Genomic DNA, 15370 nt, shown 5'->3' with positions numbered 1-15370 from the left:
GAACGTCTCCACCTCAGATTCGTCCCAAGGCCGTCAGGATAACCTGAGGCGTGAGCGGAATCTCGGTAATTGTTGCGCCGAACGGCCGCAGCGCGTCGTTGACCGCGTTGGCAACCGCAGCTGCCGCACCGGCCGTCCCTGCCTCGCCCGCCCCCTTGGCTCCCAGCTCCGACTCCTGCGTCGGAGACACCACGTGGCCAATCTCGATATCGGGCATCTCGCCGGACATCGGGACCAGGTAGTCCGCCATGTTGGCGTTGGTCAGCTGGCCGCGCTCGTCATAGATGCATTTCTCGAACAGCGCCGCGCCGAGCCCCTGGACGACCCCGCCCCGGATCTGCTCGTCGACCAGTTGCGGGTTAATGATGGTGCCGCAGTCTTCGACAACCCAATGCTTCAGCAGCGTCACGAACCCGGTCTCGGTATCGACCTCAAGCCATGAGGCCTGTACCCCGTTGGTGAACGCAAAAGGATATTGGCGCGGCACGAAATGTCGGGTCGCCATCAACTCAGGCTGGATGCCCGGCGGGAGGGTATCCGGCCGAAAATAGACAATCCGTGCCAGTTCGCTCAGTTCGATCCGCGACGCACCGTCGCCGGCATTGACGATGCTGTTGTTGACGATATCGAGCCCGCCCGGCGTCGATTGCAGGATGGCCGCGGCGACATCCAGGATATTCTGGCGCAGAGCCTTGGCGGCTTGTAGCGCGGCTTCGCCGCCGATGCCGGCACCGCGCGAGGCCCAGGTGCCGCCGCCATAGGGCGTGTTGTCGGTGTCGCCCAGTATCACGCGGACCCGCTCCATCGAAACGCCCAGCACACTGCCCACGATCTGGGCAGTCAGCGATTCCGACCCTTGCCCCTGCTCCGTGATGCTGGTCTGGCAGATCACCGAGCCTTGCGCGTCGAGTCGAACCGCAACGCCATCCTGCGACGAGATTTTCGCGCCGCCGACGCCGTAAAAGGCAGCACTGGGATTGGTGACCTCGATGAAGCTGGCGATTCCGATACCCCGGTGAATATTTCTGGCGCGCAATGCCGCTTGCTCGGCACGCAATGCGTCGTAATCCATCATCTGCAACAGCTTGGCCAACGAGGCATGATGCGAAAGCTGCTCGAATTTCATGCCGGAGGGTGACGCACAGGGATAGGCATCGTCGGGGATCAAGTTGCGCCGGCGGATCTCGACGGGGTCCATACCAATCCGCGCTGCGGCAAGGTCGACCAGACCCTCGGTGACCGAACAGGCGATCGGGTGTCCGACCGCCCGGTACTGACACATCACGTTCTTGTTCTGGAAGACGACTCGCGTTCGCGCCCGATAGTTCGGGGTGACATACGGCCCGCCAACCAGATTGACCACCTGATTTGCCTCGATGGCGCTGGTGCGCGGATACATCGAATAGGGACCGATCCCCGTCAGGTCGTCGATCTCGAAGGCCGTGATAGTGCCGTCCGGCCTGACGCCGATCCGGCCCCTGCATCGATGATCGCGGGCGTGAATGTCCGTGTTGAAGCTCTCGACACGATCGGCTACGAACTTGATCGGCCGCCGTAGCAGCTTGGACAGCGCATAGGTCGCCATTTCGTCGGCGTAGATGTGAACCTTGATGCCGAATGAACCGCCGACATCCTTGCAGACCACCCGGACCTGCGCCTCGCTTAGTCCGAGATGCAGGGCTGCGATGTTCTGCACCATGTGAGGCGCCTGCGTGCCCTGATAGATCGTGAGCCGCGCCTCGGCTGCATTCCAGTCGGCAACCACCGCCCGCGGTTCGAGCGTCACGCCGGTGTGGCGCCCGAATACAAAGTCGGCCTCGACCACCTCGGAATCCGACAATGCTTGGTCGACATCGCCGGCATCGAGAGTCCGTTCAAAGGCGAGGTTGTCACCGAGCGAGGTGTGAATGACTGGCGTTGCCGGATCGAGCGCGGTGCGCATGTCCGTGACCGTCTCGAGTTCCTCGTAATCGACGGCAATCTGCTCCATGGCATCTTCGGCTGCCGCACGGCTGGTTGCGACAATCGCCGCGACCGCCTCGCCCTGCCAGCAAACCCGATCGATCGCGATCGCATGCTGCGGCGCCGACTTCAATCCCTTCAGATGCGAGAGTACGCCGACCCACGGCGTGATGACAGGCTCAAGCTCTCGACCCGTGACGATGGACATGACGCCAGGCATGCGCCGTGCCGCGTCGGCGTCGATCGCCACGATCCTGGCGTGGGCATAGGGCGACCGTAGAAAAACCACGTGCGCCATCCGCGGCAATTCCAGGTCACTGACGTATTGTCCACGCCCTTGCAGCAACCTGTCGAGGTTCGGCCGTGGCACCGTCTTGCCGATATAGGAATTCGGGCGATCGAGCACCGAAAGTGTCTCTGCTGGCGCACGGGTCACCGTCATGCCGGCCGCTCCGCGCGCGTCTTGGCTGTCGCCTCCACCGCGTCCACAATGGCTTGATAGCCGGTGCAGCGGCAATAATTGCCGGAAAGATGCTCGCGGATCGCTTGACGATCAGGCGCGGGCAAATGCTTCAACAGGTCCTGCGCCGTCATCAGCATCCCGGGCGTGCAATAGCCGCACTGCAATGCATTGCGTTCGCGAAAGGCCGCCTGAAGATCGGCGATTTCGCCGCTGTCGGACAGCCCCTCGATTGTCTCGACTGACGCCCCCTGCGCCTGGACCGCCAGCATCAGACAGGAGCGGACGATCTCGCCATCAATCCGGACCGTGCAGGCACCACAAACGCCGTGCTCGCAACCGACATGGGTTCCGGTCAGCTTCATATTCTCCCGAAGGAAATCAGCGAGATTGAGACGCGGCAATACAAGCGCATCAATGGGCTCGCCGTTGACTAGAAGCGAAACCGCTACTGGAAGACTCACCTGGCTACTCCCGCTTCGAGTTCGGGCCGCACCAGCAATGCGGCCACGCAGCGCCGGAGCAAGACCGTAGCAAGATGTCGGCGCATCGCCGCGGTAGCCTGCTGATCCTCCTGTGGATCGAGTTCATCGGCCAGCGCTGTCGCGGCATCAGCAAGCAAGGCAGAGGTCACGGATGCATTGATCAACCTACCTGCGGCCGCCGCTAGCAGAGGCCGGTCGCCAATCGCAAAGAAGCCGAGCCGAAGATCCGTGAACCTGCCAGTTGCAACAACAGCACGTGCCGCAAGACCAACGATGGCGTAGTCACCATGCCGTCGGGCATACTCCTGAAAGAAGAATGTCGAGCCCTGGCCCGCGACTGGTACCTCGATCGCGACAAGCAATTCGTCCGGCGACAGCGCCGTTTCGTAGATGCCCCTGAAAAATTCGGTCGCAGCAATCCGGCGCTCGCCCGTCGGGCCGCGAACAACGATCGTGGCGTCAAGCGCGACAACGCAGGCTGGCAGCTCCGATGCCGGATCGGCATGGGCGAGGCTACCGCCTATTGTTCCGCGGTTGCGAATCGCGGGATGGGCAATGTGAGCGACCGCATCCCGCAAGAGCGGCGCGTGCAGCGCTATCTCCGGCGACCTGAGCAGGTCGACATGCCGCGTCAGCGCGCCAACGACCAGCAGATCTCCTCTCACCGCGATGCCGCGCAACTCGGTGAGGCCACCGATATCGACCAGAATGTCCGGGGAGATGAGCCGCAGGTTCATCGCCGGCATCAGGCTTTGGCCACCCGACAGAACCTTCGCCTTGTCGCCATGCGCGGCAAGCAACTCCAGCGCATTCACGACGCTGGTCGCGCGGGCGTAGGCGAAAGCCGCAGCTTTCATGTGGGCGTGGCCTCCCGGGCCGAATTTTGGTTTGCCCGATTAGAGGGCCGCCCTCTTCAAAGGTCAAGTTTGTTTATCGAGTGATTATTTGTGCAGCGGGGCTTGTCTTCGCCCTGGGAAGGACGCAGGTTCCTGCCAACTAAAGTTCAACGCGCGGGGGGGCGATCATGGAGCTCGGATTCTTTACGATGCCGATCCACCCTCTTGATAAGGACTGGCGGCAATCGCTCCGGGAGGATCGGGAGGCCTTCCTGCTCGCGGACGAGCTCGGGTTCACGGAGGCGTATGTCGGCGAGCATGTCACCGACAAAGCCGAGAACATCACCTCCAGCATCGCGTTCATTGCCTGGGTCGCAGCCGCAACCAGCCAGATCAAGCTTGGAACCGGCACCATCAACATGCCGAACACTCATCCGGCAGCGGTCGCCGCATCCGTCGCCATGCTCGATCACATGCTTGATGGCCGCTTCATACTCGGAATAAGCCCCGGCGGACTACTGTCCGACGCCGAGGCGTTCGGCAATCTCGATGCCGACCGCAATGCCATGTTCCTGGAGGCGATCAATCAGGTTCTCGATATCTGGGCAGGCAAGCCGCCCTATGATCTGCGGGGCAGATATTGGAATGTCTTGGTCCAGCGAACCCTGATCGAGGACATTGGCCAGGGATTGATTGCCCGCCCATTGCAAACGCCTCACCCACCAATCGTGGTGACCGCGGTCGCGCCGTTCTCAAAAGGCGTCACGGAAGCCGCTGCGCGCGGCTGGGATCCGATTTCGGCGAACTTCCTGATGCCTGCCTGGGTGAAGAGCCACTGGCCCAAATACGTCGAGGGTTGCGAGCGTGTGAACCGGACAGCGGACCCCTCCAATTGGCGCGTTGCGAAGAGCGTGTTCGTTGCAAAGGACGCAGCAACCGCGAAGGCCTATGCCACGTCGCCCGATAGCCCCTACGTGTACTATTATCACCAGTTGTTCACGAAGCTGAAGCGCGGCGGCCGGCTCGAACTGTTCAAGACGCGGCGGGACCAACCTGACGCGGAGGTCACCCTCGAATCGATCTGCGACAAGCTGATCGTCTACGGCACGCCCGAAAGCGTGGCCGATCAGCTGCTGGCATTTCAGGAAGAGATCGGCACCTTCGGCACCTTGCTCTATGCCGGCAAGGACTGGAAGGATCGCGAGCTTGGCCGCCAATCGATGATCCTGATGGCCGAGAAGGTCTTGCCACAGATCAACGCCGCCGTCGGATCATCCGTGTGACCTAAGGAGTTTCGACGTGGCTTTCACTGATCGCATTCCGTACCAGGCTCAGATCGACCGACCGAAACTGACGTTGCCTGATGGCAAGAAGCTTGCTGTCTGGGTCATCCTCAATGTCGAGGAATGGCGTATCGAAAATGCGATGCCGCGCACCGTGCTGAGTCCACCGATGGGCCAGCCGCTGCTGCCTGACGTGCCGAACTGGTCGTGGCATGAATACGGAATGCGCGCCGGCTTCTGGCGGCAATTCAAAGCCCTCACCGACCGAAAGATACCAGTGACGCTGGCTACGAATGCGAACGTCTGCAACAGCTATCCGCGCGTGGCGTCGGCGGCGCGCGAGGCGGGCTTCGAATTCATGGGGCATGGGTTCGTCCAGGGCCCAATGCACAAGGTCGAGAACCAGGCGGATGCGATCAAGCGTGCTGTCGACACGATCGCCTCATTTGCCGGCAAGCCGCCGCGATCGTGGGAAAGCCCCGGCCTGACCGAGACCGAAGAAACACTCGATCTGCTGCGCCTCAACGGGATCGAATACGTGGCCGATTGGGTGATCGACGATCTTCCTCAGGACATCGCGACACCGCACGGAACTGTGACGACGATTCCCTATTCTGTCGAGACCAACGACATTGTCATTCACGCGCTACAGCACCTGCCCTCGGAACAGTTCCTGACGCGCTGTACCGACCAGTTCGATCGGCTGTATCTCGAAGGCGCAGAGAACGCGCGGATCATGGCAATCTCGGTGCATCCTTACATCACGGGGGTACCACATCGAATCAAGTATCTGGAGGCCCTGCTCGATTACGTGATAGGCCATGACGGCGTCGCGCTCATGACGGCGAGCGAGATTGGAGATTGGTATCGGGACCAGATGGCGGCAAAGTAATCCGGCTCAGCCGACGACCTTGATCGGCGCCCCCCGACGATCGGTCGCGCTCTCCGCCATCCTCTCAAATCCCGCAAGAAAGAGATCCAGCGCATCACTGATCATCTGCGCCTTGTCCTCGAGGACGGGCGCTTCGTAGATGTACTTGCGTACACCGTAATAGAAGATGCCACCGTGAAACACCCAGGCCAGTTCCAGTTCGGCCGCGCTGGGCCTGCTCTGCGTGGCGAGGCCGGCGTCGTGGCGACATTCCCTGACAATGCGTGTCAGGATCTTGTCCTTGACCATGCCAACATACCAACGATTGATATCGAGGCCCTTCAGGCCTGAATAGAGATAGATCCGCAGCCATTTTCGGTTGAAGATTGCGTCCGTGTAGCCTTCGTAAAATTCCTGAAGCCGCACGCGGAGTGGACGCGACCGGTCGGAGAGCAACTTTTCCCGGCCGATTTCAAGGGGCTCGAGATAGACCTTGCGGTAGACCTCCTTGATGAGATCGTCCTTGCTCGGAAAGTAGCGATAGAGCAACGGTTGCGTCACACCGAGCCTGCGAGCGAGGGCACGCGTGCCGCCGCCGAACCCCTCCTCCGCAAAAAGCTCTGTCGCCTTGGTGACGAATTCACTGCGACGATCGTCGGCCGACAGCCGCCTCTGCTTGGCACGAGTTCGCTTGACGGGCGTCTTTCGATTCATGAGGCGTTGCCGTCATCGTCGGCCAGAAACCGGCCAAAACCTCCCTGCGCGAACAGCAGCGGATTATTCCGGTTATAGGCGTAGGCCTCCACCGCCCCAAGGAAAATGACATGGTCGCCGCCGTAGTAGCGGTTGGCGGCCCGGCATTGGAAATTCGCGACCACGTCGGCAAGCACGGGGGCGTTCCCGAGGCCTGGTGACCAACTCACACCGGCGAATTTGTCACCCGATGATCTGGCAAACTTTATCGCCAGCGTCTGCTGCGACGCGTCAAGAACGTTGACCGTGAAATGACTGGCATTCTGGAAGATCGGCAGTCCCTGCGAAAACATCCCCAGACTCCACAACACGAGTGGAGGGTTGAGCGACACCGACGCAAAGGAATTGCAAGTGATTCCGTACGGACGTCCTTCGGTCGACATCGCGGTGACGATCGTCACACCGGTCGCAAACATACCGAGGGCATGGCGGAAGTCACGGGGATCGATCGTCGAGCTGTCGCTTGCGAGTTCATTGGCCGGATCCGGCGGATGTTTGGGTGAGTCGGACATCCCAACCTCAAAGCGTCAGGTTTTCAGACGGCAGCCCAAGAGCTACTCGCCCATAGTTGGTGCCCGCCGCATCGAAATTGAAGGCGAGATGCGCGTTCACTGCATGCGCATCGCGAAATTGGCGCTGCAGCGCTCCCGAGGTGAACAGGCTGCGCGCCCCGCTTGCTGCGAACAGAAGAGAAACGGCTTCGGTGCACAAATTGACAGCGAACGCGCCATCGCGCCGGAGCCTCGTCTTCGCCGCAATGCTGGGGATATCACCACGCCGAATCTCTGCAAGCACATCAACGCAATTCGTGCGCATGATCAGCCGTGCGGCATCGATCTTCGCAGAAGCCTCGGCGATCTTGATCTGTGTGCTCTGCAGGTCGCCGAGCTTGGCCCGATTGTATGTCGAGGCACGGTGTCGCGCGATCTCGACGTAATCATCAAGGCAAGCCTGGGCATTTCCCAGACCGACCCCAGACAGCACATAGGGGAACAGCGAGAAAACCGGAAGCATGTAGAGCGCGTTCGGATTGACGACGCTGCCTGGCGTTGCACCGCCCGCAAGATCGCTGATGCCAACCGTCATGTGCTCGGGAACGAATGCGTCAGTTACTCGCACATCGTTCGATCCTGTTCCGCGCAGGCCTGCCGCATTCCAGGTATCGTCGATGCTGTAGTCCCGTCTGTTCAACAGGAAGAGCCGATACTCGACGCCGTCGGCCTCATCATCCGTGGCAACCACGCTCGCGAGCATGTTCCACCCGCACGCTTCCACCCCGGACGAGAACGGCCAATGACCGCTCAGCAAATAACCGCCACTTGTCTTCATGGCCCGTCCTGCCGGGAAAACAAAGGAAGACGCGATCAGTGTATCGGGATTCTCGCCCCACACGGCGCTCTGCGCCTCGGGCGCGAACATACCCAGCATCCAGTGGTGGCTCGCAAGATTGGCAAAGTTCCAGGAGACCGAGGCGTCGCCCTGCCCCAGGGCGTCGGCGCAATCGACCAACGCAACATAGTCGAGCTCACTGCCTCCGACGCGCTCGGGCTGCAAAATCCGGAAAAGGCCACTATCGTGTAGATCCCGCTCGGTCTCGGGCGGCAGACGGCGCAGCTCCTCGGTCCGCGCCGCCCGTTCACGCAGAGCCGGTGCCAGCGCTCGGGCTCGTGCGACCATGAGCGAATAATGATCCCGATCTGACCCTGGCGGCACCTTGGTGTCGAGCCCGCGGCCAACCTCAATCATGGTCTCTTCCTTCGTTCGATCTCCGAAACATTCGCGCGACCGGTCGTTCGGCTCAGTTTATCGAGCGATCACCAGATATCAAGACGCGCAAGCTGCGTCCGGCGAATTCAAGGCGCAGAACTCTCAACTGCCGCCACCGGGCGTCCGGTGAGGGGAACGCTCTCAGCCATGTTTCGTCCGCGCGGGACGCGGCACTCTAGCATTCTCCCGTCAAAGATTCGATGCGCGGCCAAGCTCCGGCCAACGACGGCGGCTTGCCGAAGGGTGCGGCCCACGAACCAGAACGCCAAAAAGCCCGGCGGCCAATCGACCACCGGGCGCTCTACGTCGTCGAACTTTCGGCAACGGTCAAATCCACCTCGCAAGATCTAGACGAGCTGCTTCCGCCAATACAGCGTGTGCTGCCATGCCCAGGGCGAGGCCGGTTCGAAGAGCCGATACCCCTGCCGGATGAAGTTGTTGGCCGAGAAATGATTGTCTGTCGTATCCGAGACGATCGCCTTCCAGCCGGAGCGCCGCGAGCGCGCTTCCAGCGCGCGAGTGAGCCGCACTTGCAGGCCGTGGCCGCAGTGCGGCATCACGACCCCGACGCGGCACAGATATCCGGCGTTGGCAACATGGGTTGACGGAACGACGCCCGCGAATGCAATCGGCATTAGCCCATGAAAAGCAATCCACCAATACCCCTGCTCGAAGTCGGGCACACGAGTCCCATCGCAGAAGGTCAGCTGATGAAGCTCGGCGAGCGCATCCGCGACCTCTTCGTCCTGCGGATCAACCTCGCGTATCCTGTACATTGTTCGCACCTCGAGATTCTATTGTCCGCCAAGGTACCTGGTTCTCCAGTCTGGAGAGAGATGCGCCCACTCCAGCTGCAACACGAATTACCTTCCGAGCGTGGCTTTGATCCCCAACCAAACGGCGCCGAGAAAGCCGGTAGCGATCACGGTGATCACCGCCTTGAAAGTATAGCTTTGCGCCTGCTCCACACTCTTTCGCCATCGCCGGAGGTGCTGAAAGTCCGCGCGCAATTCTCGTCGGTCCCCCTCCTCAAATCCAAATGAAGTCAAGACTGTCGCGATGGTCTTGACCACAACGGCATCGATGTCGCTTCTGCGCACCCGATCCTGTTCAATCAGCGTTTCCATCACGATTGCTTTGACATCGGCTTCGCGCATGGGATCACCTTCGTATGATGCGGGCGACATTCTCAAACGTACGCTTTCCGAAGTAGAAGCCCATGATCATGCCGGCCCAGGTGCTCACGTCTCCCGCGAGTTGCGGCGTCGTCCCCAGGCCGAGAACCTTGTCCCAGATCACGCATTTTCCCGATCCTCGGCCGCCGAATGCCCCCTTGTAGCGCGCCGGCTGAAGCAGCGGCTCGAACACTTTTGCGGTTGGAATTTTCAGGATCGACAAGGCTGCTCTCGGTAAGGCAAATCGGATCGGACGCCCGCCTGGTGCCGAGCGGTGATCATCTCGCTTGAACGGTCATGGACGAGGGCGCGCCCCGAGAGCGGTCGCGACGATATAGCAGATCCCGCCGAAAACTGTCCGCCGGTGCCGAACCGGCCGAAGACGCCGCAGCTCAGTGAATGAAGATACGGCGGCAGATATCGCATCGGCTGTCCGCTGGATGGGCTCAGCGGTCTGGTCGAAGCCGGCGGTGTATGATCTCTGCGCTCATGCAAACTCCGACAATGCAATCGTGATCAGGCCCGCGAGCGAGCGATATGAGATAGGCGGTCATGCAACCTCGTTGATCGGCCGTCCGCGAGATGCGGCCATCGAATGGAATGTGCGGCAGATCGCGCAGCGGGCGGCGATCTTTGGGGCGCGAACCTTATCCCTGACGAGCGGGGCCGCGGGCGGCGCCGGCTTTCGCCGCGCCGCAGGACCGGCGCGTTCGCGCGCACCGGCCAATTTTGTGCTCGTTTCAATGGGTTCGGACGGCGGCTCGCTTGCGACGCTCAAGCGACGGGAGGATGTGGCGTCGTGACGTTGCGGCCGCCGTCCGATTGGTGAAACGGCAAAAAAAAGCCCGCTGCGGATTGCTCCGCGCGGGCTCAACAATTTCTGATTTTCGGATTATGCCCCTGAGTTGCCCGACGTGTCAAACGTTTTTGCGAGCTGAATGCGATCGGTAAAATGTGATGCGTCGGCTTCGACGGTGAGAAACCGCTTCGACCGAAAGTTGGCGCATGATCCGGAATCGCAACACGCGTTGCGCCGATCGGCCGTATGCTTGTTGCGATGATGTCAGTGTGCCGCTGAGTTGCCCGACGCGTCAAGCGGACAAGTGGCTCACAACATTTGGATCGACATCAGGACAGTTTTGGCTCGCGTCGGTCGACCCGCGCCGCAGTTAGATTGCAAGGAGGAAGCGCCGATGTATTTCGTTGCTGCCGTGCTCGCGGTCCTGTCCGGCCTGTTCTATGCAGCGGGCCATCATGAGATCGGTTCGATCGGTACCGCCATGTGCCAGTATGGCGGTATCTTCTGCGACAGTCCGGTGCTGGTTCTCGTCGGTGCCGGGTTCGCCGCGGCGTGGGGCATGCTCGTCAGCGTGCGCTGATCGTCCCGCAGTATTTCGACTATAGCTCTGTGCTGCTGATTTGCCCGACGAGTCAATTCCTGCACTTTGCGTCGGATGCAATCTCAAGAACGCCCGCATCTATTGCGGTGTGCTCGGATTTGCCGGCTGAGCGGGCTTTGGACCGGGTGGCTCAGGCTCAATCGGTGTCTTGGGCTCGGTCGGCATCACCTTTGCGCCCGCCGCACGTGCCGCCTCGCCGGTCGTTGAATAGTTGGCGGAAGCGGCCGGCTGCACCTTCGGCTCGCTCCACGGACCGTGGTCGACCATCAGCATGCCCAGCACGCCGAGGATCGCAACCAGGGCCACGATCAGCAGCGGCGTTCCGCCGTGCCGATTTCGATGCTTGACCGAACGACCATCCGATATGCCATGCGCCTGCATTGTCATCATCGTCTCCTCCACGGAAACAAGCCGCAACCGGCGTGTAAGTTTCCGGTTCCGCGACGTGAAAGCGAGGCATGTTGCTGGAACCAATCCGCAGCTGCTGAATTTCCCCGATATGTGGCCGTCGCCACGCGCACGCGCGGATAGCCAAGGTAACGGCCACCCCACCTTTAGTGAAATCGCGGCACGGCCCATGAGCTCTGAAACACCCGAGTCTCCGCTTCAGCCCACACTCGGTGAGCGGGCGATCGACACCGCGACGGACGTCTCGCGTACCATCACGGAGGTGTCGGACGGACTTCGAGCGGCGGCCGATCGCCTCAGCGACGCGATCGCAACCTCGCGCCGGCCGGGCGGCGTCCTCGCCACCGTGAGCGCGGTCGCGCGCGAAGCGCCGCTCGCAAGCCTGTTCGTCGCGTTTCTGCTCGGCGTCGCGGTCGCGCGCCGGCGCTAGACGCCGACGCGCCGCGAAGGCCGCCTGCCCTAGAACTTGCCCTTCGTGGCGTCCTTGGTGGCTGACATCACGCTTCCGCTGATCTGGCGCATATGTTCGCCGGCATTGGTGAACTGGCTGCGCAGAAATTCCGACTGGATCCGCATCGCCTCCTGCAGATCGGTCGCATGCACGAGCTTGCGCGCGTGCTCGAACGCCGCCTTCATATTCTGCTCGGTGAACGACAGCGCCTGTTTGGAAATCTCGGTCCCGGTGCCCGGCATCGCCGTCATCGACTTGCTCGCGGCATCAAAGAACAGGCTGAAGGCCTGTTCGGCCTGGTCGATGGTCTTTTCCGCCAGATCACGCAACTCGGCGGGAACTTCAAGCTTCGGCTCAATCATGATCGCGCCCCCTGAAAAAAGCGTCTGCCAAGGTTAGCATAGATTGTGACGGCGTCAGCGCCGTATCGCCAAACCATGAGAGGCCCACTCATCCTTGCAGCCGAGGAAAATTTACCTAGCAGCGACCGGACTGCACCGCAGGCCGATTCCAATCATGTCAGCACTGTGGCATAGTGATTCGGCCTCGTCGTTGGTCGCGTTCGCGTCTCTTGTGGGGAATAAGGGGATCCGATGCTGCGCGCCGTTCGTCCAACACCGACCTGCACCCGTTTCAAGACCAGCATAGAGATGCCGTGCATGAAGTGCGGCACGCAAATGCGGCTCGCCTTGATCGAGCCGCGCGACCAAGTCTACGACGTGCTGACCTATCAGTGCGCGCCGTGCAATTCCGGCGAAAGCTTCCTGAACGCGCGCTAGGCTATCGGCCCGTTCAGTCGTTCAGCACGGAGGCCCCCGCCTCCGTCAACTCGGGCTCGCCGTCATACAGTTCGACCAGACCGAGTTCGATGAGGACGCCCAGATCCTCGTCGCTGACCGGCGACAGTTTGAGCCGGCCGGCCTGGATGTCACGGAGGGTCCAGCGCAAGGCGATCGCGCGCTCAAGTGAAAATTCAGCGAATGGATTGTTTGCCATTCGCTTCGACTAGTGCGGCATTTGGATCAGACTTTGTCTTTGCCGCGGCGGCTTCATGGACACCACAGATAGACGGCGAGCCGGCGCGATCGAGGTGCCCGGCGCTCCGATCGCGTCATCACTCCATATGTCTTCGTAGCGGCGCGGCTCAGTAGCGGTAGGGATCTATATCGAGCAGCGGGAATGCGCTGAACACGCTCGGCAGATTGGTCGGCATCGCCGGATGCAGATAGGACTTGTCCAGTTCGGCGAAGCTGGTGACGCCGAGCAGCCCAAGGCAGCGGATCACCTCGTCCTCCAGCAATTCAAGCATCCGGACGATGCCTGCCTCGCCCGCCGCGGCAAGCGCCCAGCATTGCAGACGGCCGATCCCGACAAGGTCGGCCCCCGAGACGATGGCCTTGACGATGTCAGTGCCACGGCAGATCGAGCCATCGACCATGATCTTGGCGCGGCCTGCGACGGCCTGAACGATCTCGGGCAGGACATGCATGGACCCACGGCCGTGGTCGAGCTGCCGTCCGCCATGATTTGAGACATAGATCCAGTCGACCCCGTGATCGAGCGCGATCTTGGCGTCTTCCGCGGTGGCGATTCCCTTCAGGATGAGCGGGATCTTGAACTTGTCCTTGATCAACTTCACCGTCCGCCATTCCAGCCCCTTCTGGAAATCGCCGCCGGTGGCGCGGATGCGGCTTTCGCGGACATAGCGCTTGGCGATATCGCGCTCACGCCGGCTGTAATGGGCGGTGTCCACGGTGAGGCAGAACGCGGCGTAGCCGTTGTCGATGGACCGGCTGACCACATCCTCGACGAACGCATCGTCGCCGCGCACATAGAGCTGGAAGATGCGCAAGGCGTCGGGCGCCGACTTGGCGGTATTCTCCAGCCCCGGCTCCGACACCGAGCTCAGCATATGCGCCGCGCCGAACGTTCCCGCTCCGCGCGCGACGGCTGCGCCGGCATCCGGATCGAAGATCTCGAGTGCGCCGACCGGCGCGATCATCACGGGAAGCCGGAGCTTGCGGCCGAAGACCTCGGTGGATGGATTTACATTGATGACGTTGCGCAGCACGCGCGGCCGGAACGCGATCTCGTCGAGCGCCATCCTATTGCGACGCATCGTGGTCTCGGTTTCCGATGCGCCGACGATGTAGTCCCAGGCGTTCTGATTCAGCCTGGCGCGGGCCTTTTGCGCGAATTCGTGCAGGTTCTGGAATTCCTCGCCGCTGGCACCGAGTTCGACGTTGCGCGCCTGCTGAATGGGGGTCCCGTCATTCATGGTCGTTTCTTCTCCCGATTTGGCCGGCACATTAGCCGCAGACAAACCGGAAAAGCTACCACCTTGACCGACGAATCCGGCCAGCGAAGGCCAGCTATTCGCTTGTGAGATGGATCGGGTTTCGAAACGAAGCGGCTGGCTCCGAACTGAGCCGTCCGACGCGAGCTAGCTGCCCGAAAACCGGTTTCGGTACTCGGTCGGCGACACGCCGAGGTGGCGCAGGAAGGCCCGCCGCATTCGTTCGTCGTCGCCAAATCCCGCGCGCTTGGCGACTTCGACCACGCCGCCGATCTGGCGGCTTTCGAGCAGCAAGCGCGCGGTCTCAACGCGCAGCGCCTCGACACCGCTAGCAGGTGTCATGCCGGTGCGGCTTACATAGGTCCGGGCAAAGGTGCGTGGCGTCATCCCGGCCTTTTCCGCGAGGGTCTCGACCTTGAGGTCGCTCGTGATGTTTTCGATGATCCAGGCATGCAGCGCGCTGAAGCGTCCCTCGACGTCCGACGCCTGGGCCGCAAGGACGGTCGAGAACTGACTCTGACCGCCCGGCCGCTTCAGAAACACCACAAGTCTGCGCGCGACATCGAGCGCGATGGTGTGGCCGAAATCCTCCTCGATCATCGCGAGCGCCAGATCGATGCCGGCGCTGACACCCGCCGACGACCAGACATGTCCGTCCTTGACGAAAATCGCGTTGGGCTCGACGCGGATGTCGGGAAAGCTGTCCTGCAAACGCGGACAATAGCGCCAGTGCGTTGCAGCACGCTTGCCGTCCAGAATCCCGGTCCAGGCCAACGCAAATGCACCAAGGCAGACTGATGCGATACGGCGCGCCTTCGGCAGCGCCTCCGCAATCCAGTTCATCAACTCGGCGTCGTTGCGGATCTTCCAGATGCCGGGTCCGCCGGGGATCACCAGCGTGTCGACCTCGGCGGGCGCAACACCGGCGATCGGCGCCGTGTCGATCATCATGCCGACATCAGTCGGTACCAAGCCGCCTGAAGTCGACAGATAGGACAGCGAATAGTCCGGCCCGGGCAGTTCGATCGCCTCCAGCTCCGCGAACACCTGAGCCGGCCCCGAGATGTCAAGCAAGGTCACGCCCGGAAAGGCAACGATCGCGATCCGCCGCGTCGCTTTCTTGTCGCGCGGCTCGGGCCGGGGCGGCTTGGCAGTTTTCGAGGGCATATTGTCCTTTAAGCCATTCGAGGCTGCCCTGTATAGCTTGCAATGGAATTCTGGAG

At 61.7% G+C, this 15370-nt stretch carries 20 protein-coding genes; 6 read left to right on the top strand and 14 right to left on the bottom strand.

Annotated elements, in window-relative coordinates:
- Positions 1-13 precede the first annotated feature (13 nt).
- Genes H8B02_RS00705 through H8B02_RS00695 form a run of 3 tightly spaced genes read right to left on the bottom strand, consistent with a single transcriptional unit; the run spans position 14 to position 3764 of the window.
- A complete protein-coding gene (locus H8B02_RS00705) occupies positions 14-2404 on the bottom strand; it encodes a xanthine dehydrogenase family protein molybdopterin-binding subunit (RefSeq protein WP_229164065.1) in 2391 nt (796 codons plus the stop codon).
- A complete protein-coding gene (locus H8B02_RS00700; protein WP_229164064.1) occupies positions 2401-2886 on the bottom strand; it encodes a (2Fe-2S)-binding protein in 486 nt (161 codons plus the stop codon). The genes H8B02_RS00705 and H8B02_RS00700 overlap by 4 nt, the downstream gene beginning before the upstream one ends.
- Positions 2883-3764, bottom strand: a complete 882-nt coding sequence (locus tag H8B02_RS00695) for an FAD binding domain-containing protein (protein WP_229164063.1) — start codon at positions 3762-3764, stop codon at positions 2883-2885. The genes H8B02_RS00700 and H8B02_RS00695 overlap by 4 nt, the downstream gene beginning before the upstream one ends.
- 167 nt (positions 3765-3931) lie before the next feature.
- Here H8B02_RS00695 and H8B02_RS00690 point away from each other — a divergent pair, with 167 nt between their 5' ends.
- Positions 3932-5026: an LLM class flavin-dependent oxidoreductase gene (locus H8B02_RS00690; RefSeq protein ID WP_229164062.1), complete on the top strand. Its 1095-nt coding sequence runs from the start codon at positions 3932-3934 to the stop codon at positions 5024-5026.
- Positions 5027-5042: 16 nt separating this feature from the next.
- On the top strand, positions 5043-5918 hold the full coding sequence (locus H8B02_RS00685; protein ID WP_312000582.1) for a polysaccharide deacetylase family protein: 876 nt from the start codon (positions 5043-5045) through the stop codon (positions 5916-5918).
- A 6-nt stretch (positions 5919-5924) separates the two neighbouring features.
- Here H8B02_RS00685 and H8B02_RS00680 read toward each other — a convergent pair whose 3' ends face one another.
- From H8B02_RS00680 to H8B02_RS00655, 6 genes are all read right to left on the bottom strand, one after another.
- Entirely contained in the window at positions 5925-6611 is a 687-nt protein-coding gene (locus H8B02_RS00680; protein ID WP_229164057.1) for a TetR/AcrR family transcriptional regulator, read from the bottom strand.
- Entirely contained in the window at positions 6608-7162 is a 555-nt protein-coding gene (locus H8B02_RS00675; RefSeq protein ID WP_229164055.1) for a flavin reductase family protein, read from the bottom strand. Before H8B02_RS00675 ends, H8B02_RS00680 begins: the two co-directional genes overlap by 4 nt.
- Positions 7163-7169: 7 nt before the next feature.
- On the bottom strand, positions 7170-8327 hold the full coding sequence (locus H8B02_RS00670; RefSeq protein ID WP_376711580.1) for an acyl-CoA dehydrogenase family protein: 1158 nt from the start codon (positions 8325-8327) through the stop codon (positions 7170-7172).
- A 437-nt stretch (positions 8328-8764) separates the two neighbouring features.
- Complete coding sequence (locus H8B02_RS00665) at positions 8765-9193, bottom strand: GNAT family N-acetyltransferase (protein ID WP_229164051.1); 429 nt, start codon at positions 9191-9193, stop codon at positions 8765-8767.
- A gap of 87 nt (positions 9194-9280) precedes the next feature.
- Positions 9281-9574 (bottom strand): hypothetical protein, encoded by a 294-nt coding sequence (locus H8B02_RS00660; protein WP_212310240.1) that lies wholly within the window; start codon positions 9572-9574, stop codon positions 9281-9283.
- A gap of 4 nt (positions 9575-9578) precedes the next feature.
- Positions 9579-9815 carry a hypothetical protein gene (locus tag H8B02_RS00655; protein WP_229164050.1) on the bottom strand — a complete coding sequence of 79 codons (237 nt, stop codon included), beginning with the start codon at positions 9813-9815 and terminating at the stop codon, positions 9579-9581.
- A 340-nt stretch (positions 9816-10155) separates the two neighbouring features.
- Between H8B02_RS00655 and H8B02_RS00650 the strand changes: the two genes are divergently transcribed.
- Together H8B02_RS00650 and H8B02_RS00645 are read left to right on the top strand one after the other, a co-directional pair.
- On the top strand, positions 10156-10395 hold the full coding sequence (locus H8B02_RS00650; protein WP_229164049.1) for a hypothetical protein: 240 nt from the start codon (positions 10156-10158) through the stop codon (positions 10393-10395).
- A 390-nt stretch (positions 10396-10785) separates the two neighbouring features.
- Positions 10786-10971: a hypothetical protein gene (locus tag H8B02_RS00645; RefSeq protein ID WP_229164048.1), complete on the top strand. Its 186-nt coding sequence runs from the start codon at positions 10786-10788 to the stop codon at positions 10969-10971.
- A 99-nt stretch (positions 10972-11070) separates the two neighbouring features.
- Here H8B02_RS00645 and H8B02_RS00640 read toward each other — a convergent pair whose 3' ends face one another.
- Positions 11071-11373 (bottom strand): hypothetical protein, encoded by a 303-nt coding sequence (locus tag H8B02_RS00640; RefSeq protein WP_229164238.1) that lies wholly within the window; start codon positions 11371-11373, stop codon positions 11071-11073.
- A 196-nt stretch (positions 11374-11569) separates the two neighbouring features.
- On the opposite strand from H8B02_RS00640, the gene H8B02_RS00635 reads away from it, so the two are divergent.
- On the top strand, positions 11570-11830 hold the full coding sequence (locus H8B02_RS00635) for a hypothetical protein (protein ID WP_229164047.1): 261 nt from the start codon (positions 11570-11572) through the stop codon (positions 11828-11830).
- 29 nt (positions 11831-11859) lie between these two features.
- On the opposite strand, the gene H8B02_RS00630 is transcribed toward H8B02_RS00635, so the two are convergent.
- Entirely contained in the window at positions 11860-12213 is a 354-nt protein-coding gene (locus tag H8B02_RS00630; protein ID WP_021080362.1) for a phasin, read from the bottom strand.
- Between the two features lie 231 nt (positions 12214-12444).
- Between H8B02_RS00630 and H8B02_RS00625 the strand changes: the two genes are divergently transcribed.
- A complete protein-coding gene (locus H8B02_RS00625) occupies positions 12445-12630 on the top strand; it encodes a hypothetical protein (RefSeq protein ID WP_050419149.1) in 186 nt (61 codons plus the stop codon).
- A 13-nt stretch (positions 12631-12643) separates the two neighbouring features.
- Here H8B02_RS00625 and H8B02_RS00620 read toward each other — a convergent pair whose 3' ends face one another.
- The 3 genes from H8B02_RS00620 to H8B02_RS00610 form a co-directional block, all read right to left on the bottom strand.
- On the bottom strand, positions 12644-12847 hold the full coding sequence (locus H8B02_RS00620) for a hypothetical protein (protein ID WP_229164046.1): 204 nt from the start codon (positions 12845-12847) through the stop codon (positions 12644-12646).
- Between the two features lie 148 nt (positions 12848-12995).
- Positions 12996-14129, bottom strand: a complete 1134-nt coding sequence (locus H8B02_RS00615) for an alpha-hydroxy acid oxidase (protein ID WP_229164044.1) — start codon at positions 14127-14129, stop codon at positions 12996-12998.
- 165 nt (positions 14130-14294) lie between these two features.
- Positions 14295-15314 (bottom strand): GlxA family transcriptional regulator, encoded by a 1020-nt coding sequence (locus H8B02_RS00610; protein ID WP_229164042.1) that lies wholly within the window; start codon positions 15312-15314, stop codon positions 14295-14297.
- Positions 15315-15370: the final 56 nt, after the last annotated feature.

It is taken from the genome of Bradyrhizobium altum (assembly GCF_020889705.1).
GTDB lineage: Bacteria > Pseudomonadota > Alphaproteobacteria > Rhizobiales > Xanthobacteraceae > Bradyrhizobium > Bradyrhizobium altum.
This window is presented reverse-complemented; position numbering and strand designations above follow the sequence as displayed.